The 16,421-nt window shown below is 34.6% G+C and carries 14 protein-coding genes; 9 read left to right on the forward strand and 5 right to left on the reverse strand.

The features are described 5' to 3' along the window. Nucleotides 1-35: 35 nt before the first annotated feature. The 3 genes from rlmN to QYS49_RS05720 all read left to right on the forward strand — a co-directional run bounded on the left by rlmN (nucleotide 36) and on the right by QYS49_RS05720 (nucleotide 2,662). Entirely contained in the window at nucleotides 36-1,118 is a 1,083-nt protein-coding gene (gene rlmN, locus QYS49_RS05710) for a dual-specificity RNA methyltransferase RlmN (RefSeq protein WP_308350752.1), read from the forward strand. 28 nt (nucleotides 1,119-1,146) lie between these two features. Then, the gene (locus QYS49_RS05715; RefSeq protein WP_308350753.1) at nucleotides 1,147-1,593 is read left to right on the forward strand and encodes a hypothetical protein; all 447 of its coding nucleotides are present in this window, start codon (nucleotides 1,147-1,149) and stop codon (nucleotides 1,591-1,593) included. Between the two features lie 379 nt (nucleotides 1,594-1,972). Next, entirely contained in the window at nucleotides 1,973-2,662 is a 690-nt protein-coding gene (locus tag QYS49_RS05720; RefSeq protein ID WP_308350754.1) for an energy transducer TonB, read from the forward strand. 225 nt (nucleotides 2,663-2,887) lie between these two features. On the opposite strand, the gene QYS49_RS05725 is transcribed toward QYS49_RS05720, so the two are convergent. Further along, nucleotides 2,888-3,319 carry a (4Fe-4S)-binding protein gene (locus QYS49_RS05725; RefSeq protein WP_308350755.1) on the reverse strand — a complete coding sequence of 144 codons (432 nt, stop codon included), beginning with the start codon at nucleotides 3,317-3,319 and terminating at the stop codon, nucleotides 2,888-2,890. Between the two features lie 251 nt (nucleotides 3,320-3,570). On the opposite strand from QYS49_RS05725, the gene QYS49_RS05730 reads away from it, so the two are divergent. The 3 genes from QYS49_RS05730 (at nucleotide 3,571) to QYS49_RS05740 (ending at nucleotide 8,267) form a co-directional block, all read left to right on the forward strand. Further along, entirely contained in the window at nucleotides 3,571-4,053 is a 483-nt protein-coding gene (locus QYS49_RS05730; RefSeq protein WP_308350756.1) for a hypothetical protein, read from the forward strand. Between the two features lie 99 nt (nucleotides 4,054-4,152). Then, a complete protein-coding gene (locus QYS49_RS05735; RefSeq protein WP_308350757.1) occupies nucleotides 4,153-6,558 on the forward strand; it encodes a TonB-dependent receptor in 2,406 nt (801 codons plus the stop codon). A 125-nt stretch (nucleotides 6,559-6,683) separates the two neighbouring features. After that, the gene (locus QYS49_RS05740) at nucleotides 6,684-8,267 is read left to right on the forward strand and encodes a peptide chain release factor 3 (RefSeq protein ID WP_308350758.1); all 1,584 of its coding nucleotides are present in this window, start codon (nucleotides 6,684-6,686) and stop codon (nucleotides 8,265-8,267) included. A gap of 377 nt (nucleotides 8,268-8,644) precedes the next feature. On the opposite strand, the gene QYS49_RS05745 is transcribed toward QYS49_RS05740, so the two are convergent. Beyond that, nucleotides 8,645-9,982, reverse strand: coding sequence for an aspartate kinase (locus tag QYS49_RS05745; protein ID WP_308350759.1), 1,338 nt, complete (start codon nucleotides 9,980-9,982; stop codon nucleotides 8,645-8,647). Here QYS49_RS05745 and fbp point away from each other — a divergent pair. Continuing rightward, nucleotides 9,981-10,961, forward strand: coding sequence for a class 1 fructose-bisphosphatase (fbp, locus tag QYS49_RS05750; RefSeq protein WP_308350760.1), 981 nt, complete (start codon nucleotides 9,981-9,983; stop codon nucleotides 10,959-10,961). The two genes, QYS49_RS05745 and fbp, sit on opposite strands and share 2 nt — an antisense overlap. 1 nt (nucleotide 10,962) lies before the next feature. On the opposite strand, the gene yihA is transcribed toward fbp, so the two are convergent. Continuing rightward, entirely contained in the window at nucleotides 10,963-11,574 is a 612-nt protein-coding gene (yihA, locus tag QYS49_RS05755; protein ID WP_308350761.1) for a ribosome biogenesis GTP-binding protein YihA/YsxC, read from the reverse strand. A 322-nt stretch (nucleotides 11,575-11,896) separates the two neighbouring features. On the opposite strand from yihA, the gene QYS49_RS05760 reads away from it, so the two are divergent. Then, nucleotides 11,897-13,981, forward strand: a complete 2,085-nt coding sequence (locus tag QYS49_RS05760; protein ID WP_308350762.1) for an OmpA family protein — start codon at nucleotides 11,897-11,899, stop codon at nucleotides 13,979-13,981. A gap of 76 nt (nucleotides 13,982-14,057) precedes the next feature. Continuing rightward, complete coding sequence (locus tag QYS49_RS05765; protein WP_308350763.1) at nucleotides 14,058-14,726, forward strand: 2-C-methyl-D-erythritol 4-phosphate cytidylyltransferase; 669 nt, start codon at nucleotides 14,058-14,060, stop codon at nucleotides 14,724-14,726. Between the two features lie 18 nt (nucleotides 14,727-14,744). Here QYS49_RS05765 and QYS49_RS05770 read toward each other — a convergent pair whose 3' ends face one another. Next, nucleotides 14,745-14,966 (reverse strand): DUF2795 domain-containing protein, encoded by a 222-nt coding sequence (locus QYS49_RS05770; protein ID WP_013454973.1) that lies wholly within the window; start codon nucleotides 14,964-14,966, stop codon nucleotides 14,745-14,747. 110 nt (nucleotides 14,967-15,076) lie between these two features. After that, a complete protein-coding gene (locus QYS49_RS05775) occupies nucleotides 15,077-16,327 on the reverse strand; it encodes a DUF349 domain-containing protein (protein WP_308350764.1) in 1,251 nt (416 codons plus the stop codon). Nucleotides 16,328-16,421 lie beyond the last annotated feature (94 nt).

Below are 16,421 nucleotides of genomic sequence, written 5' to 3' on the forward strand. Positions count from 1 at the left end.
AGGCTTATGTCTGCTGATTATTGTAATTTTGTGCTATGCAAGAGAAAGCAGTCCATATTCAGAAAGAAGTAATAGAGGTAAATCTAAGCAAAAAGGATATTCGAAAAATGTCCATTGATGCTATTGCAGAAGATTTAACCGCATCAGGCGAGAAAGCTTTTAGAGCCAAACAGATTTATGAATGGCTTTGGATGAAATCAGCTGCTTCATTTGAGGAAATGACCAATCTTTCCAAAAATTTAAGGGAATGGCTGGATCAAAACTATTGTATTAATAGAATTACAATTGCCGATAAGCAATTAAGTTCAGACAGAACCATCAAAGTCGCTTTCCGATTGCATGATGGCAATGAAGTAGAAGGAGTGTTAATTCCTACCGAAAACAGAATGACGGCTTGTGTGTCCTCCCAAGTAGGCTGTTCATTAAGTTGTAAATTTTGTGCTACAGGTTATTTGAAGAGAATGCGTAATCTTGAAGCAGCTGAAATTTATGATCAGGTGGTGATGATTAAAGAATTGGCAGAAACGCATTACGATATGCCACTTTCCAACATTGTTTATATGGGCATGGGCGAACCGCTTTTGAATTATAAAAACATGATGGAGTCCATAGAACATATCACTTCCGAAAAAGGATTGTTCATGTCTCCTAAAAGAATTACCGTTTCCACAGCTGGTATTTCCAAAATGATAAAGAAATTAGCGGATGATGATGCTAAATTCAATCTAGCACTTTCTCTTCATGCCGCAAATGATGAGAAAAGAAGCCAAATCATGTCTATTAATGACAGCAATAACTTGCCAGTGCTCAGAGAGGCTTTAGAATATTACCACTCTAAAACCAAAAACAGAGTGACCTTTGAATATTGCGTTTTCAATAATTTTAATGATAGTCTGGAAGATGCAAAAGAACTATGGCAATTCACTAAATATGTTCCAGCCAAAGTTAATTTAATTGAATATAATCCAATTGATCAAGCTGATTTTACCAATACGGATGAAGATAAGCTCGATAAATTTGCTGCATTCCTTGAAGATAGAGGTGTAATTGTGAATGTGAGAAGAAGCCGAGGAAAAGATATAGATGCTGCTTGTGGGCAATTGGCAAATAAGCATTAACTGGATTTTGTTTTAATAGATTAAACAAATGAAAAAGCTTGCATCCCTATTTTTATTACTATTATTTATATTCTCCTGTGAGCCAGAGCCTGAAGATCCATCTACCGAATATACATTAATTAATTCTACTCCGTGCCCTGTAGAGGTGAGAGGGTATTTGAATGGTGAAGTACTTGATACTTATTTGATAGATGAAAACTCGGATTTCTATAAATCTTTTAATTCATCTATTGAGACTGGTGCTATTTATCCACCTCCATTCCGACCATATGCTGATTCATGTGTGGTCATTTACTGTGATAGCTATAGTATAACTCATTTACGCACGTATGAAGATCTGTATTTTTCAAGCCCTATAAAAAATTTATTTCATGACAATGACTACGAAATAGAGACTAGTGGGGAAAGAGTTAGTTATGTTTTTGAATTCACAGAAGAAGATTATGAAAAAGCAGTTGAGTTAAACAGGTATTGAAAAATATGAAGCCGTAGTTCATAACTACGTTTTTTATGTCCTGCTTGAAAGAGAATTAGCAAAAAATGTAACTGATCACCAAATTATTCATTCAGCAGACCCAAGCAAAAAAACTTTTATTGGGGGAGAAGCTTCGATAGGGCTTGCGTAAAAACTGCTAGACCTTAAACTTCTCAAGCATTATTTTAAAATTTTCCTGCAATTTATACTTAATGCAATATGCTTGCGTTATAGTGTTAGGTGTATGAATAATCATGTTCAACTCATAGAATCTAAAAGTTAATTACACATTAAATTGTGGGTTGCTTCTGAATATCAGATAGTCACTTCAGTTTCTCATGTAATTGCCTAATAGGCTCTATTTAAATGATTATTCACTATGGAACATTTCAAAAATGCAACTCGAGAATTGTATGCTAAGCGTCCACTTTTTTTTAATTTTGGATTAGTCTTAGCAATTAGTCTTTGTTTTATTGCCTTTGAATTTAAGGTCTTTATCGATGAAGGAGATAAAGTAGATTTTTCAGAGGAGGAAATAACTTTTCATCTTAATGAAGATGTAATACCTACCACTCATCCACCAAAACCTAAGCCTAAAAAATTACCAGAACCAAAGGGTGATATCAACATAGTTGAGGTGGAGGAACTTTCTAAACCAGAAGAGAAAACGAAAGAAATTGATATCAATAAAGAGCTTGAATCACTTGGTAATGAATTCAAAATTCCTGAGGAAAAGGTTGATGATAATAATATTTATAATCCTGAATTATTAGAAGTTAGACCTCAATTTAATGGAGGCTTAGAAGCTTTTTATAAATATATTGGGGAGGCAATTGAATATCCTACTTACGAGCAAAGAAGAAATATAGAAGGCAAGGTATATTTATCTTTTGTAATAGAGAAAGATGGTTCTTTATCACAAGTGAAAATTCTAAAAGGTGTTTCTGAAGGCATTGATAAAGAAGCGGTTAGAGTTATCGAAAATGCTCCAAAATGGGAAGCCGGAAGACAGAGAGGACAAGCCGTGAGAGTGAGTATGAATATTCCTATTTCCTTTCAATTGAGGTAAATAATATAAATAGAATGAGAGCTTTTTAAGCTTTCATTCTAACCTGAATTCGATTATTAATTTAGGATTCAGACCGTTTGTAAATAGTGAGTTTCAACTAAAAATTTTGAAGCAATAGCGGGCTATTGCAAGAAATTTTTAGGAAGAAAATCGCTGTTTACAAGCGGAATCAGAAAAAATTTCCCATAAAATCTGAATTTCCAAATTAATGTCGAACTCAGGTTTCTATCCTGCAAATCCAATTTTATTGTGAGTTCCATCGCAAAATGGTTTATTTCCCGAAGCGCCACATCGGCAAAAAGCGGTTGTTTTGTCCTTACTTTCCGTTTTCCCATTGGAATGTTTTATTTCAATTTTCCCTTTCACCATCAAAGGGCCATTTTTGCTGACTTCAACTTGGGTAGAAGAAGACTCGGTCTTATTATCTTGCTTTTGATTTTTCCAATATCCTGAAATCGCACCAGATGGACAGGCTTCCAACTGTTCCATAATTCTTTTGTCCTCTGCACCTTCTATATTCACCCACGGTCTTTCGTCTGTTCTAAATACCTCTGGGAGACCTCTCCAGCATTTTTCGCTATGAATACATAGAGAAGGTTGCCATTCTACTACCAATTCATCTGAATCATAAGTTTTTTTAGTAGGTTTTACATTCATTTCATTTTAGCTATTTGATTCATTATTTAAGTTAATGAAATTTTAAGAATAGATTTTAAAGGAACTTAAAAAAATCATTTTACATTCAATGGTTGGGCATTATTAATAAATCAAATTCACCATTTATGGAAGAGGTTTACTTAACTGTAAAGAAGTAGTCTAAATTCCGTAAATTTGTATGACTTGATTTCATCAATTTGAAAAAACAATTCATTCTTATATCGTTTCTTTTTTGCTTGTTAGCACCAGCTATGGTGACCTACCTATGGTTAAATCATCAAAAGAAACAAATCAAGCGTGAGGTGAAATGGAAAATCATTGAGGGTATCGATAAATCTGAACTGGTATTAATTCAGTTAAGTAAATCTGAAGCTGCTGAAAAACTGGAATGGAAACATTCCAGAGAGTTTGAATTTGAGGGGGAAATGTATGATGTGGTGGAATTTGCAGAAACCACGGATAGCATAAAATACTGGTGCTGGTGGGATTATGAAGAAACAGTATTAAACAAAAATTTGGCGGAAGTAGTCAATAATTTGTTAGGGAACCATCCTGATAAGCAGGAGAAAGAACAGAAGCTGATTTCATTTTATCAATCTCTTTTTTCTGAAAAAGTCTTTCAGTGGCAAGCGCTTCAATTTGCTGAAGTATCAAATCCGGAAACTGATTACCGATTCATTTCCAAAATGAATATTATTTCTATTCCCAATCCACCTCCTCAAAAGATAGTTTAAATATTTTATTTTGCTTTACTGATTAAATTGGATAATTGTATCTCTTCTACTCAGTAATGCCTTCTATTTTTTAAACTATTTATAAACTAAAAATTTATAATGAGGAATATTATATTGCTCTATATGTTTTTGGGTAGTCCTTTTATGGTCTATTCTCAAACTATTATGGTCAAAGATGACAAAACTTCAGAGCCTATTGAAATGGTAACCCTTATCAGTGAGGAAATGAAAGAATTCATTAGCACTGATAAACACGGAAAGGCTGATATTTCCGCTTTTTCGGGTGCTCAAAAAATCCAGATTCAACGGCTAGGCTATCAATTGAAGATTTTAAGCTATGAAAAAATAAAGGCTTCTGATTTCATAATTGAGCTCAAAGCCAATAATTTCAATTTGAATGAGGTAATAGTTTCTGCAACTAGGTGGAGGCAGAATACTGGAGATATCCCTTCAAAAGTCATTTCGATTTCACCAAAGGAAGTGGCACTCCAAAATCCTCAAACTGCTGCGGATTTATTAGGTGTTTCAGGGAAAGTCTATATTCAAAAAAGTCAACAAGGCGGAGGTAGCCCAATGATTCGAGGGTTTGCTACCAACCGGTTGCTTTATACAGTGGATGGAATTCGGATGAATAATGCAATTTTTCGTGGTGGAAATATTCAAAATGTGATAAGTTTAGATCCTTTTGCTACAGAAAATACAGAGGTTTTATTCGGTCCTGGCTCAGTTATTTACGGAAGTGATGCCATAGGTGGAGTGATGAGCTTTCAGACTTTAAGTCCTGAGTTATCTGATTCAGATGAGGTTTTAATATCTGGAAAAGTAAATACCCGGTTTTCTTCTGCTAATAATGAGAAAACCATTCATGCTGATATAAAATATGGCTGGAAAAAGTGGGCTTTTGTGACCAGTGCCAGCCGCTGGGATTATGATCATTTAAGGCAAGGGAGTAATGGACCGGAAGATTATTTGAAAACTTATTATGTTGAAAGATTTGAAGGTGAGGACAGAATAGTGGAGCAAGACGATCCTTTAATTCAAAATCCTACTGCATATACTCAGAAGAACTTAATGCAAAAAGTCAGATTCGAGCCTAATGAAAATTGGGATTTTCAATATGGATTTCATTATTCTGAGACTTCAGATTATGGGCGTTATGATAGACTTAATCGAGTATCAAATGGTGAACCGCGTTATGCGGAATGGAAATATGGTCCTCAAAAATGGATGATGAATAATTTGAATATCACACATTCAGAAGAAACCAGAGCATTTGATCAACTATCTTTTCGATTAGCTCATCAGCAGTTTGAGGAAAGTAGAATTGACCGCAGTTTTCAAGATGAGATAAGGAGAATAAGAGCGGAAAAAGTTGATGCCTATTCAGCCAATATTGATTTCGTTAAAAAACTAGGGGAGAAAAGTACAGTTTTTTATGGTTCAGAGTATATTTTAAATAATGTTGAATCAAATGGTAAACAGGAAAACATCTTAACAGGTAATTTTGCCAATTCACCTTCCAGATATCCTGAGTCTACTTGGAGTTCGATGGCAGTTTATACAAATTATGAATTTAAACCATCGGATAATTTCACTATTCAAGGGGGCCTACGATATAATCACTTCTTATTGAATGCTGAATTTGACACTACCTTTTACTCTTTTCCTTTTACAGAAGCCTATATTAATAATGGAGCTCTTACTGGAAGTTTGGGTATGGTTTATCATCCTGGAGATTCTTGGTCGGTTAATGCTAATTTCGGAACAGCTTTTAGAGCTCCCAATGTAGATGATGTAGGTAAAATATTCGATTCGGAACCTGGAGCTGTCGTGATTCCCAATCCGAATTTGACGGCAGAATATGCTTATAATTGGGATATAGGAATAGCAAAAGTTTTCAACGATTTTCTTAAAGTGGATTTTACAGCCTATTATACTTTGCTCAATAATGCTATGGTTCGAAGGGATTCTCAATTAAACGGACAAGATAGCATCATTTTCGATGGTGAACAAAGTAAAGTTCAGTCCATTCAAAATGCGGCTGTTGCAAATGTGTATGGAGTTCAGGCAGCAATGGAAATTAAATTTCCTGGAGGAATAAACTTGTCTTCAGATTTAAATTATCAAATAGGAGAAGAAGAATTAGATGATGGTTCGCTTAGCCCTTCAAGACATGCAGCTCCAATGTTTGGTACCACTCGTTTAAATTTCAAATCTAAAGATTGGTTAGTTCAGCTTTACGCTAATTATCAAGCGGAACGCCAACATTCAGAATTAGCAGTTGAAGAAAGAGGAAAAACTGAAATTTATGCATTGAATGAGAATGGCAATACTTATGCACCAGCTTGGTATACTCTTAATTTTAAATTGAGCTATCAGTTTTTACAGGATTTGAGTTTAAATGTTGGAATAGAAAACATTACTGACCAACGATACAGGCCATATAGTTCAGGTATGTCTGCTCCTGGAAGGAATTATATTATGTCTCTTAATTTTAAGTTTTAATCTATATTTTGAATTCAAGAGATTGCCGAAAACGGTAGTCTCTTGAATCTTTTCTTTTGATTTGCACTTTCAATTCCTTTTGCCAATCATTATTCGTAATTTTGCAGCTTCATTGAGGAATCCATATGAACAAGTTAGAACAAGAGATAAGCAAGCGTAGAACTTTTGGCATTATTGCCCACCCTGATGCTGGTAAAACCACTTTAACGGAAAAACTTTTACTTTTCGGTGGTGCTATTAATAAAGCTGGAGCTGTTAAGTCCAATAAAATTGATACGGCCACCAAATCGGATTGGATGGAGATTGAAAAGCAGAGAGGTATTTCTGTAGCTACTTCCGTGATGGGATTCGAATATAAAGATTTAAAAATCAACTTATTGGATACTCCTGGTCACCAAGATTTTGCTGAGGATACTTATCGAACGCTGACTGCTGTCGATAGCGTGGTGATGGTAATTGATTGCGTGAAAGGGGTGGAGCAACAAACGGAGAAGTTGATGGAAGTTTGTCGTATGCGAAATACTCCTGTGATTTGCTTTATCAACAAACTAGATAGAGAAGGAAGAGATCCTTATGATTTGCTCGATGAAATAGAAGAAAAATTGGACATTCAAGTTCGTCCCTTAACCTGGCCAATTGGAATGGGAAAAACCTTTAAAGGGGTTTATAATTTATTCACTAAAAACTTATTGCTATTTAAACCTAGTAAGCAACAGTTAACGGCAGAGGGTCTAGAAATTAAGGATTTGACTGATGAAAGGTTAGATGCAACTGTTGGCGATACTTTAGCTGATCAATTAAGAGAAGATGTAGAACTCATTGAAGGTGTTTATCCTGAATTAGATAAAGAAGAATATTTATCTGGAAAAGTAGCCCCTGTATTTTTTGGATCTGCTATCAATAGTTTTGGCGTAAAAGAGATGCTGGATACCTTCATCAATATTTCTCCACAGCCTAAGGAGCGTTCAACAGAAGGAAGAATTGTTAAGCCAAATGAAGAGAAATTCACTGGTTTTGTATTTAAGATTCATGCTAATATGGATCCTAAGCATAGAAACCGAATTGCTTTCGTTCGAATTTGCTCCGGAAAATTTCAAAGAGGAAGTAGTTACTTGAATGTGAGACACGATAAAAAATTCCGTTTCTCCAATGCTACAGCCTTTATGGCACAAGATAAGGAAACCGTAGATGAAGCTTATCCGGGCGATATTGTTGGTTTATTCGATACTGGAAACCTAAAAATTGGAGATACCTTATCGGAAGGTGAAAAAGGCGTTTACAAAGGAATTCCATCTTTCTCTCCTGAGATTTTCAAGGAAGTAATCAACAAAGACGCCATGAAAACCAAGCAATTGGATAAAGGCTTAACGCAGCTGATGGATGAAGGTGTGGCACAATTATTTACTTTTGAAATGGGAGCTAGAAAAGTAGTGGGAGTAGTTGGAAATCTTCAGTTTGAGGTAATTCAACACCGTTTGAAGAACGAATATGGCGCTTCTTGTGAATTTGCTCCAATGAATTTGTACAAAGCCTGCTGGTTTAGTAGTAATGACAAAAAGAAGTTGGATGAATTCGTAAAATCTAAGTATCGCCATATTGCAAGAGATAAAGACGGAAAAATGGTCTTTATGGCAGAAACTAAATCTTGGTTGCAAATGGTAGAGGATAATTTCCCTGAAATCGATTTCCATTTCCAGTCGGAATTTTAGGAGAGAACCTAGAGTCAAGAATCAAGATTTCAGTCTTTTTAAACTCTAGATCCAAAACAGATAGGTAGTTTCAAGTTATTTAATAGATAATAAAATCCGCCAGAGGCGGTATTGTTTTCAACTAGCGAGGCGCTAGCGGAAGGGAAAATCAGTTATCTATCGCCATCCTCTCGATGGTGATGATTACTGGCTCCTCTGGCGCTTGGTAATAAAACTCTTACTGTTTCTGGTGACAAACAGACCATCTCTCCTCAAAAGCTATCTTTTCTATTTCTGATTGGTATGCCACCTACTATGGATTAGCCTCTAGAGGCTAGAACCTAGTGTCAAGATATATTTCCTTCTCTTATAGCAGAAGGATAAAGGATGAGGTTATTTCAAACCCCTTTCACCACCTGATAGTTTTTGCGGGTTCTTTGTTCCATGTAGATTTCTTTACCTGCCCTCATGCGTTCTATCAAGCTATCATTGCAGTTTTTTATGGTGATTAATTCCAAACCTTTATTATAAAGAATTGAAAAATCATCTTTCAATTCATTTATTAATTGATCTAAACGATGTAAATCATCATTTACACAAACAGAAAAGGAAATGGCCGTATTTTGCATCATATTGATTTTGATATGATGCTTATTTAAAGCCTCGAATATTTTCCCAAATAAAGCTTCAGTTATAAACGTAAAATCTGTCAATTTGAAAGTGATCAGGCTTTGTTTTTCTTTAATGATTATACAGGGGATTTCATGGACAATTTTACAATTATGGATAATCGTGCCTCCTTTTTCAGGGGAGCTGAAAGAGCGCACATGCATTGGAATTCCAGCAATTGCCAAAGGTTTAATAGTCTTTGGATGAATGACTGAGGCGCCATAATAAGTCATCTCTGCAGCTTCTTGATAAGACAGCTCTTGATACAAAACGGCATCCTTTATTTTTTTCGGGTCTCCGTTTAATATTCCTGGAACATCCTTCCATATTGTGACTGCTTGCGCATTGGTGCAATAAGCAAAAATAGCAGCAGTAAAATCTGATCCTTCTCGTCCTAAAGTAGTGATCTTTCCATTGCTAGTGCCTCCTAGAAATCCTTGTGTTATCACCAACTGATTTTGAGAGAATTCATGATGGATTATTTTTTGTATTGATTTTTTGGTTTGTTCCCAATCAACCAATGCATCTCTAAAACTTTCATCAGTGCTGATGCAATTTTTTGCATCAATCTTAGAAATAGAAAAATCTTCTTTTTTCAGAAATTCTAATAAAATGGAGGAAGAAATCATTTCACCAAAAGAAATGATGCTATCATAAGATTCATCATATCGAGATTTATTGACCCCAGAAAGTTTTATTTTTAGGTCTTCAAACATCCTTTCTAATAATTGAAGAATATTTGCTTCATTTTTCTCAAATAATTTTGAAATAATGACAGAATGATACTGAAAAAGATTCTGAATAGCAGTCTCAATTGATAGCTCATCAAGCTTTAAATGCAATATTTCTTCCAATGCATTGGTAGTTTTTCCCATTGCGGAAACCACTATGATTATTTTTTCATCGGGGAATCTTTTCAAAATATCCGACATATTCCGCACTGCTTCTGCGTCTTTTATGGATGCCCCACCAAATTTAAATACTTGCATTTGTTCCTTTTTGTAATGAATGGCAAAATAAGCTGCAATTTTTTCATAATTTAGCATCAATACAAATAAATATTCCATGCAAACTAAACTAGCCACCTCTGTTGGTATCACTTTAGACCGATTTATCAAAAAGAAACAAAACGATTTTGCCTTTGCTTCGGGTGAACTTTCACAATTGCTGAGAGATATTGCCTTGGCAGGAAAAATTATTCATAGAGAGGTGAATCGAGCTGGCTTATTGAATATAGGAGGTGCTTATGGGACTGAAAATATTCAGGGAGAGGAACAGCAGAAATTGGATGTTATTGCAAATATTCGATTTATAAGGGCTTTAAAAAATGGCGGTGAGGTTTGCGCCATTGTTTCAGAAGAGGATGATGAAATCCTGGATCTGAATAATAAGGACGGAAGATACATTGTCTCTATGGATCCTTTGGATGGTTCTTCCAATATAGATGTCAATGTTTCCATCGGAACTATTTTCTCGATTTTTAGAAGAGTTTCGCCTGTTGGCAGTAAAGTCACCGATGAAGATGTATTGCAAAAAGGCTCTGAACAAGTAGCAGCTGGATATTTATTGTATGGATCTTCCACAATGTTAGTTTATACCACTGGAAGAGGTGTAAATGGATTTACTTATGATCCTTCTTTGGGTGAGTTTTTCTTATCGCATGCTGATATGAAAATTCCTGAAGATGGAAAAATATATTCGATTAACGAAGGCAGTTATAGAAGCTTGGAACCTAAAGTGCAGCAATACATTGAAAACTGTAAAGATAAAAAATACACTGCTCGCTACATTGGTTCTTTAGTAGCTGATTTTCATAGAAACTTATTGAAGGGTGGAATTTACATTTATCCATCTACTGAAAAAGCCCCAAATGGAAAATTACGGTTGAATTACGAATGCAATGCCTTAGCCATGATTTGTGAACAAGCTGGAGGATTAGCTACTGATGGGAACATGAGAATTTTAGATATTCAACCGGAATCATTGCACCAAAGAGTGCCTTTTTATACAGGTTCTAAGAAAATGGTGGAAGAAGCGATGAAGTAATTTACTTCTGCTCTTCCCAAGCAATATTCATTTGTTCAATAATGCTTAAAATTTCTTCTTTACCAGTCTTTTTTTCTGCAGAACTGACAAAATAAGGAGGAAATTCTTCCCAACTACTCAACATTTTCTTTTTGAAAACAGCTACATTTTGATTCGTTTTATTTAGAGATTGTTTGTCCGCCTTGGTGAATATTAGGGAGAGCGGTAATCCATTTTTGCCAATAAAGTCCAAAAACTCAACATCTGCTTTTTGTGGAGGCAGTCGCGAATCAATTAATACGAATATGCAGACAAGATTTTCTCTGTTTTTTAAGTAATCACTGATCATCTTGCCCCATCCTTCATTGGTTTTTTTGCTGACTTTAGCATAGCCATAGCCTGGTAAATCCACCAAATACCACTTTTCATCCATTAAAAAATGATTGATAAGCTGTGTTTTACCTGGTCTTGAGGATGTTTTGGCTAAGCTTTTTCTATCCGTCAGCATATTGATCAAGGAAGACTTGCCTACATTGGAACGACCAATAAATGCATATTCGGGTAAATTAGTTTCAGGACTTTTTTTGTAGTCCGTATTACTTATAATAAATTCTGCATTTTTAATTCGCTTCATTTTGCAAATATAAAGGCTTTATGTGGCTTAGAAACTTAAGTTTGCTAAAGAATTATTAGATTTAGGTGATTTTTCTAGTTAATGTAAGCTTTTAGCATCAAAATAATTTATTCAGGCTTACTATTTTTACATCTAAAAAAGATGGGTTTTAATAAAAATACTATAACATTTTTATATTTATTGCTTCATCTAGTAAAAATATCGAATAAAAACAGGAAGTTTTGCTTACTTTTTTTGATATAACATAAAAAGTAGTTTAATTTAAGTGATTATTTTAGTGAAGCGACCTAACTCGCTATATTTTACCGAATTAAAGAATACGATGATATATAAATTTAGATTCTTTGCTGTCTTTTTAATTTCTGTTTTATTTGTTTCTCAAGTAAAGGCTCAGGAACCTAATCCTGAATTAGCAAAAGAGTTTCTTTTAACTGCTGAGGAGATTTTAAAAGAAACGAAAGCATTAAATCAAGCTGTTGAGATGTATAAACTAGCGGCTGAGGCAGATCCTAATAATGTTGAAGCCAATTATAAAACAGGGGATACTTATCTTCAAATAACTGATAAAGCAAAAGCAACCCAATATTTATTACGTGCTTATCAATTAGATTCTGATTATAAATTTGATATGCTCTACAAAATCGGACATGCTTATCAATATGGGTATGAATTTGATAATGCTATTGAGTACTATAAAAAATATAAACAAAAGTTAGAAAATAATACAGGCTACAGTGGTGCTGATAAAACACCAATGTCAGAAGTTGATAGACGAATAGATGAATCTAATACGGGTAAAAAATTAATGGATGATCCTGTTAATTACTCCATCACTAATGTTGGTACAGCTATTAATTCTGAGCTGTGGGATTATGGTCCAGTGGTTAATGCTGATGAAACCGTTATGATTTTCACTTCAAGAAGAGGTCCTGATCAAGGGAACTTAAATGAAAACGTATTTGATGATAACTTCTATTATGAAGATATTTTTATCTCTAAAAAATCAGGTGGAGAATGGCAGCCTGCAGAAAATATTGGTCCTGTAGTTAATACAAAATACCATGATTCAAATTTTGGTTTCTCGCCTGATGGTAAAACGCTATATATCTATAGTGATGAAGGAAATGGTGATGTTTATTATACCAATAATTTATCTGAAGATACTTGGTCGGAACCCTTAGGATTAAGTGATAATATCAATTCCAGTGGATACAATGAAAAATCTGTTTCTCAATCAGCCGATGGAAAAACTCTATTTTTTGCAAGTAACCGCCCAGGTGGATATGGTGGATTTGATATTTACTATTCAACAAAAAACAGAAAAGACGAGTGGGGCCCTTCTAAAAATCTTGGAAGAGTAATTAATACTGAAGGCGATGAAGACGGTCCTTTTATTCAGTATGATGGTAAAACACTTTACTTTAGTTCTACTGCTCATAATGGCATGGGCGGTTTTGATATTTTTAAATCAGAATATGACAGTGCAAGCAATGAATGGAGTAATCCTGAAAATTTAGGTTACCCATTAAACACTCCTGATGATGATATTTATTTTGTAATGACCAAAGATGGAAAAACGGGTTATTATGCTACTGTACGTGAAGAAGGAATGGGTTACAATGATATCTACAGAGTAAAGATTGGAGGTAGCGAAGATAAAACGGACAAAAAAGTAGCAAGTAAAAAAGCCAATGTAGATGAAGGCGAGAATGAATCAGAAGAAAAAGAGGTTGAAAAAGTAGATGTGGTTGAATCGCAAGAAGATGAAGTGGATACAGGAGCTCCAGTAAAAGTAATGGTAAGAGTAGTCGATGCTAGTAATAATCAATCTATTGAATCAACTGTAAAGTTAAAGGGACAGGCAGACAATATTAACGTACCTTCTGAAAGTGAAAATAACGGCATTTATACTTTTGTAATAATCCGAGATGCTGCAACGGATTTTATGTTGTCTGCTGAAAAGCCAGGTTATATTTTTGCTAATAAAAGAATTAATGTACCAGCTTCAAAAGGAGAGGAGCAGACTATTAGAATTACCCTTAGCTTGAGTAAACCAGAGGTAGGAACTTCTAAAACTTTAAGAAACATTTTCTTTGAATTCGGTAAAGCTACATTCACATCCGAATCTTATGAAGAGTTAAACAAAATGGTGAGTTTCTTGGAAGCTAATCCTCAGGTGAATGTTGAAATTGCTGGTCATACTGATAATATTGGTTCCGATTCGGTTAATAAAAAACTTTCCCAGCAGCGGGCTAATAAGGTGGTAGAATACCTTACGGGCAAAGGAATTGACAGAAGAAGATTGAATGCAGTCGGTTATGGAGAGGAAAGACCAATCGTAAGTAATGATGATGAGGTAATGGGTAGAGAGATAAACAGAAGGGTTGAATTCATCGTTAAAGAGTAATACCTACTAAAATATTTGAATAGGATAGGGATGTTCGGCATCCCTTTTTTATTTATAGATTTTAAAAATTGTAATAATGAAAAAGTATGCAATCATAGTAGCAGGTGGTACTGGCAAAAGAATGGGGGAGAGTCTTCCCAAGCAATTTCTTAAGCTAGGAGGCACACCTATATTGATTCATACTTTACAAGCCTTTGAAGCAGCTGATCCTGAAATAGAATTGATTTTAACACTTCCTCAAGAGGAAATCCAATTTTGGGATGAACTGAATATATGGCATCAAAATTATTTAGAACATAAAGTAGTGGCTGGTGGGGAGACACGCTTTCATTCCGTAAAGAATGCTTTAGAACATGTTGGAGAGGGCTTGGTTGCAGTTCATGACGGTGTTCGGCCTTTTGTTTCTGCTAAAATCATAAATCAATCTTTCGAGCAGGCTAAAGTGAATAAAGCAGTTGTTACTGCAGTCTTTATGAAAGACTCTGTAAGGCAGCTTGATGAAAAGGGCAATAGTAAGAATATTGATAGGAATTCTTTAAGGATGATTCAAACTCCACAGACTTTTGATGTAGATTTACTGAAATCTGCTTATAATGCCGACTACAAATCTTCATTTACTGATGATGCATCAGTGGTGGAGGCATATGGATATAATATTACCTTAATTGATGGTGAATATCAAAACATCAAGATCACAACTCCTGAGGATTTAATTATAGCAGAGGCTTTATTAAAGGCAAAGTAAGCTTAAAAGCTTACTTTGCTAATATTCATCTTCGTTAAAAAAGAAATCTTCTTTGGAAGGATAATCCGGCCAAATCTCCTCTATGTTTTCATAGGGTTGTCCGTCATCCTCTAGTTCTTGTAAGTTTTCAACTACCTCTAATGGTGCTCCAGAACGAATTCCAAAATCAATTAATTCGTCTTTTGTGGCTGGCCACGGAGCATCTTCTAAGTATGAAGCTAATTCTAATGTCCAATACATATTCTACCGTATTTTTTTGATGCGCAAAAGTATGATAAAAAATTATAAATCAAAGCTTTAATTGCATTTCACTTTACATGCATACTAAAATAATACGCGCAAAGTTCAAATTATTTTAAATTTTTATTCAATTCACGGAGTTCTTCCATGATTTGTTGCTTTACGGTGAGCTTTCTTTTTTGTTTTTCATGTTTGAAGCCTACCATTTTATCCAGCTTTTCAGTGCCTAAATTAAATTTTTCTAAATTTTCTTCAAATACATTAAGTTCTCTTTGATCTCTTGAAATCAAATCTCTTAAAATATTCATTTTAAACTTAACAGCATCCTTTTCATCTAAGCCTTTTTTAGCTTTTCTTTCAAATAAATTTTCTAAGAAGCTCTTTTCAAAAATATAATCATTAAGAGTGAAATATTCCTCATTTAATGACTTATTGAATGTTTTTCCTGAGTTCTTCCATTTTTGTTGAATTGCTTTTGCCTTTTCAACTGATTCAGAAGGCTCCAGCTTTTGAGCTTCCTTTAATTCTTCAATCAAAGCCAATTTTTCTTTATCATTGCCTTCCTTAGATTGAAATTTAGGATTTTTCGCATTTCCTGCTTTTCTTCCGACCTGAGTATATTTCTTAAATTCTTTTAGAAGCAAAGCATATTTCTCTTTAGGAATATTTTCTAAAGATTTCCATTCTTCAACCAATGCATTGCTTTTTTTGGTTAACTCATCAGCTTCCGATTTATCATCTTGTAGTTTTTTAGCTTTTTCTATTAGGCTTTCATATTGCTTTTCCCTGGTTGCCATCATTTCTTTTTTGGCATCATGAAAAGCTTTCTTTTTATCGTAAAACTCATCGTAAACAGCTTGGAAAGTATTTTCTACCTCTTCTTTTTTATCCTCTTCTACTGCGCCTACTCTTATCCATCTTTGGCGAAGTTCTTTTAGCTTTTCAGTAGCTTCTCTCCAATCGGGATTGGCAGCATAACTTTTGGCTTCTTCAATTAAAGTAGATTTCACCTCCAAGTTTCGTCTTCTATTTTGGCTGATATAATCTTCCAGCATTTTTTCCATCATCTCTAAACGATCCTTAAGCGCAACGAAGTCGCCTATGCCGTCAAAAGAAGATAAAGATTCTTTCAAGTTTAAGACTTTCATCAGGAATGAACCTTTATTGTCTTCCGTTTCAATCTGATGCTGAACTTTGTCTACTTTTTCTTTTAGAGATTCGTATCGATCCTGAAAAAACTGCAATGCAGTTGCCTCATCCTCCTTTACTTCTCCTATCTCTCGCTGCGGAAAACCTTCTTGTTCCCTTAAAATAACTTTTCCGCCTTCAATGAAAGCCAATTCTTGCTGTAAATCAGTCAAAATATTTTAATTTGGTGTTTGTAAAATTTGGTGCAAAATTAAATTTAATTTGCAATATAGCCATACGGCTGTTGTGTTATTAATGATGATATCA

Origin of the sequence: Marivirga salinae (genome assembly GCF_030503855.1) — a bacterium.
Taxonomy (GTDB): domain Bacteria; phylum Bacteroidota; class Bacteroidia; order Cytophagales; family Cyclobacteriaceae; genus Marivirga; species Marivirga salinarum.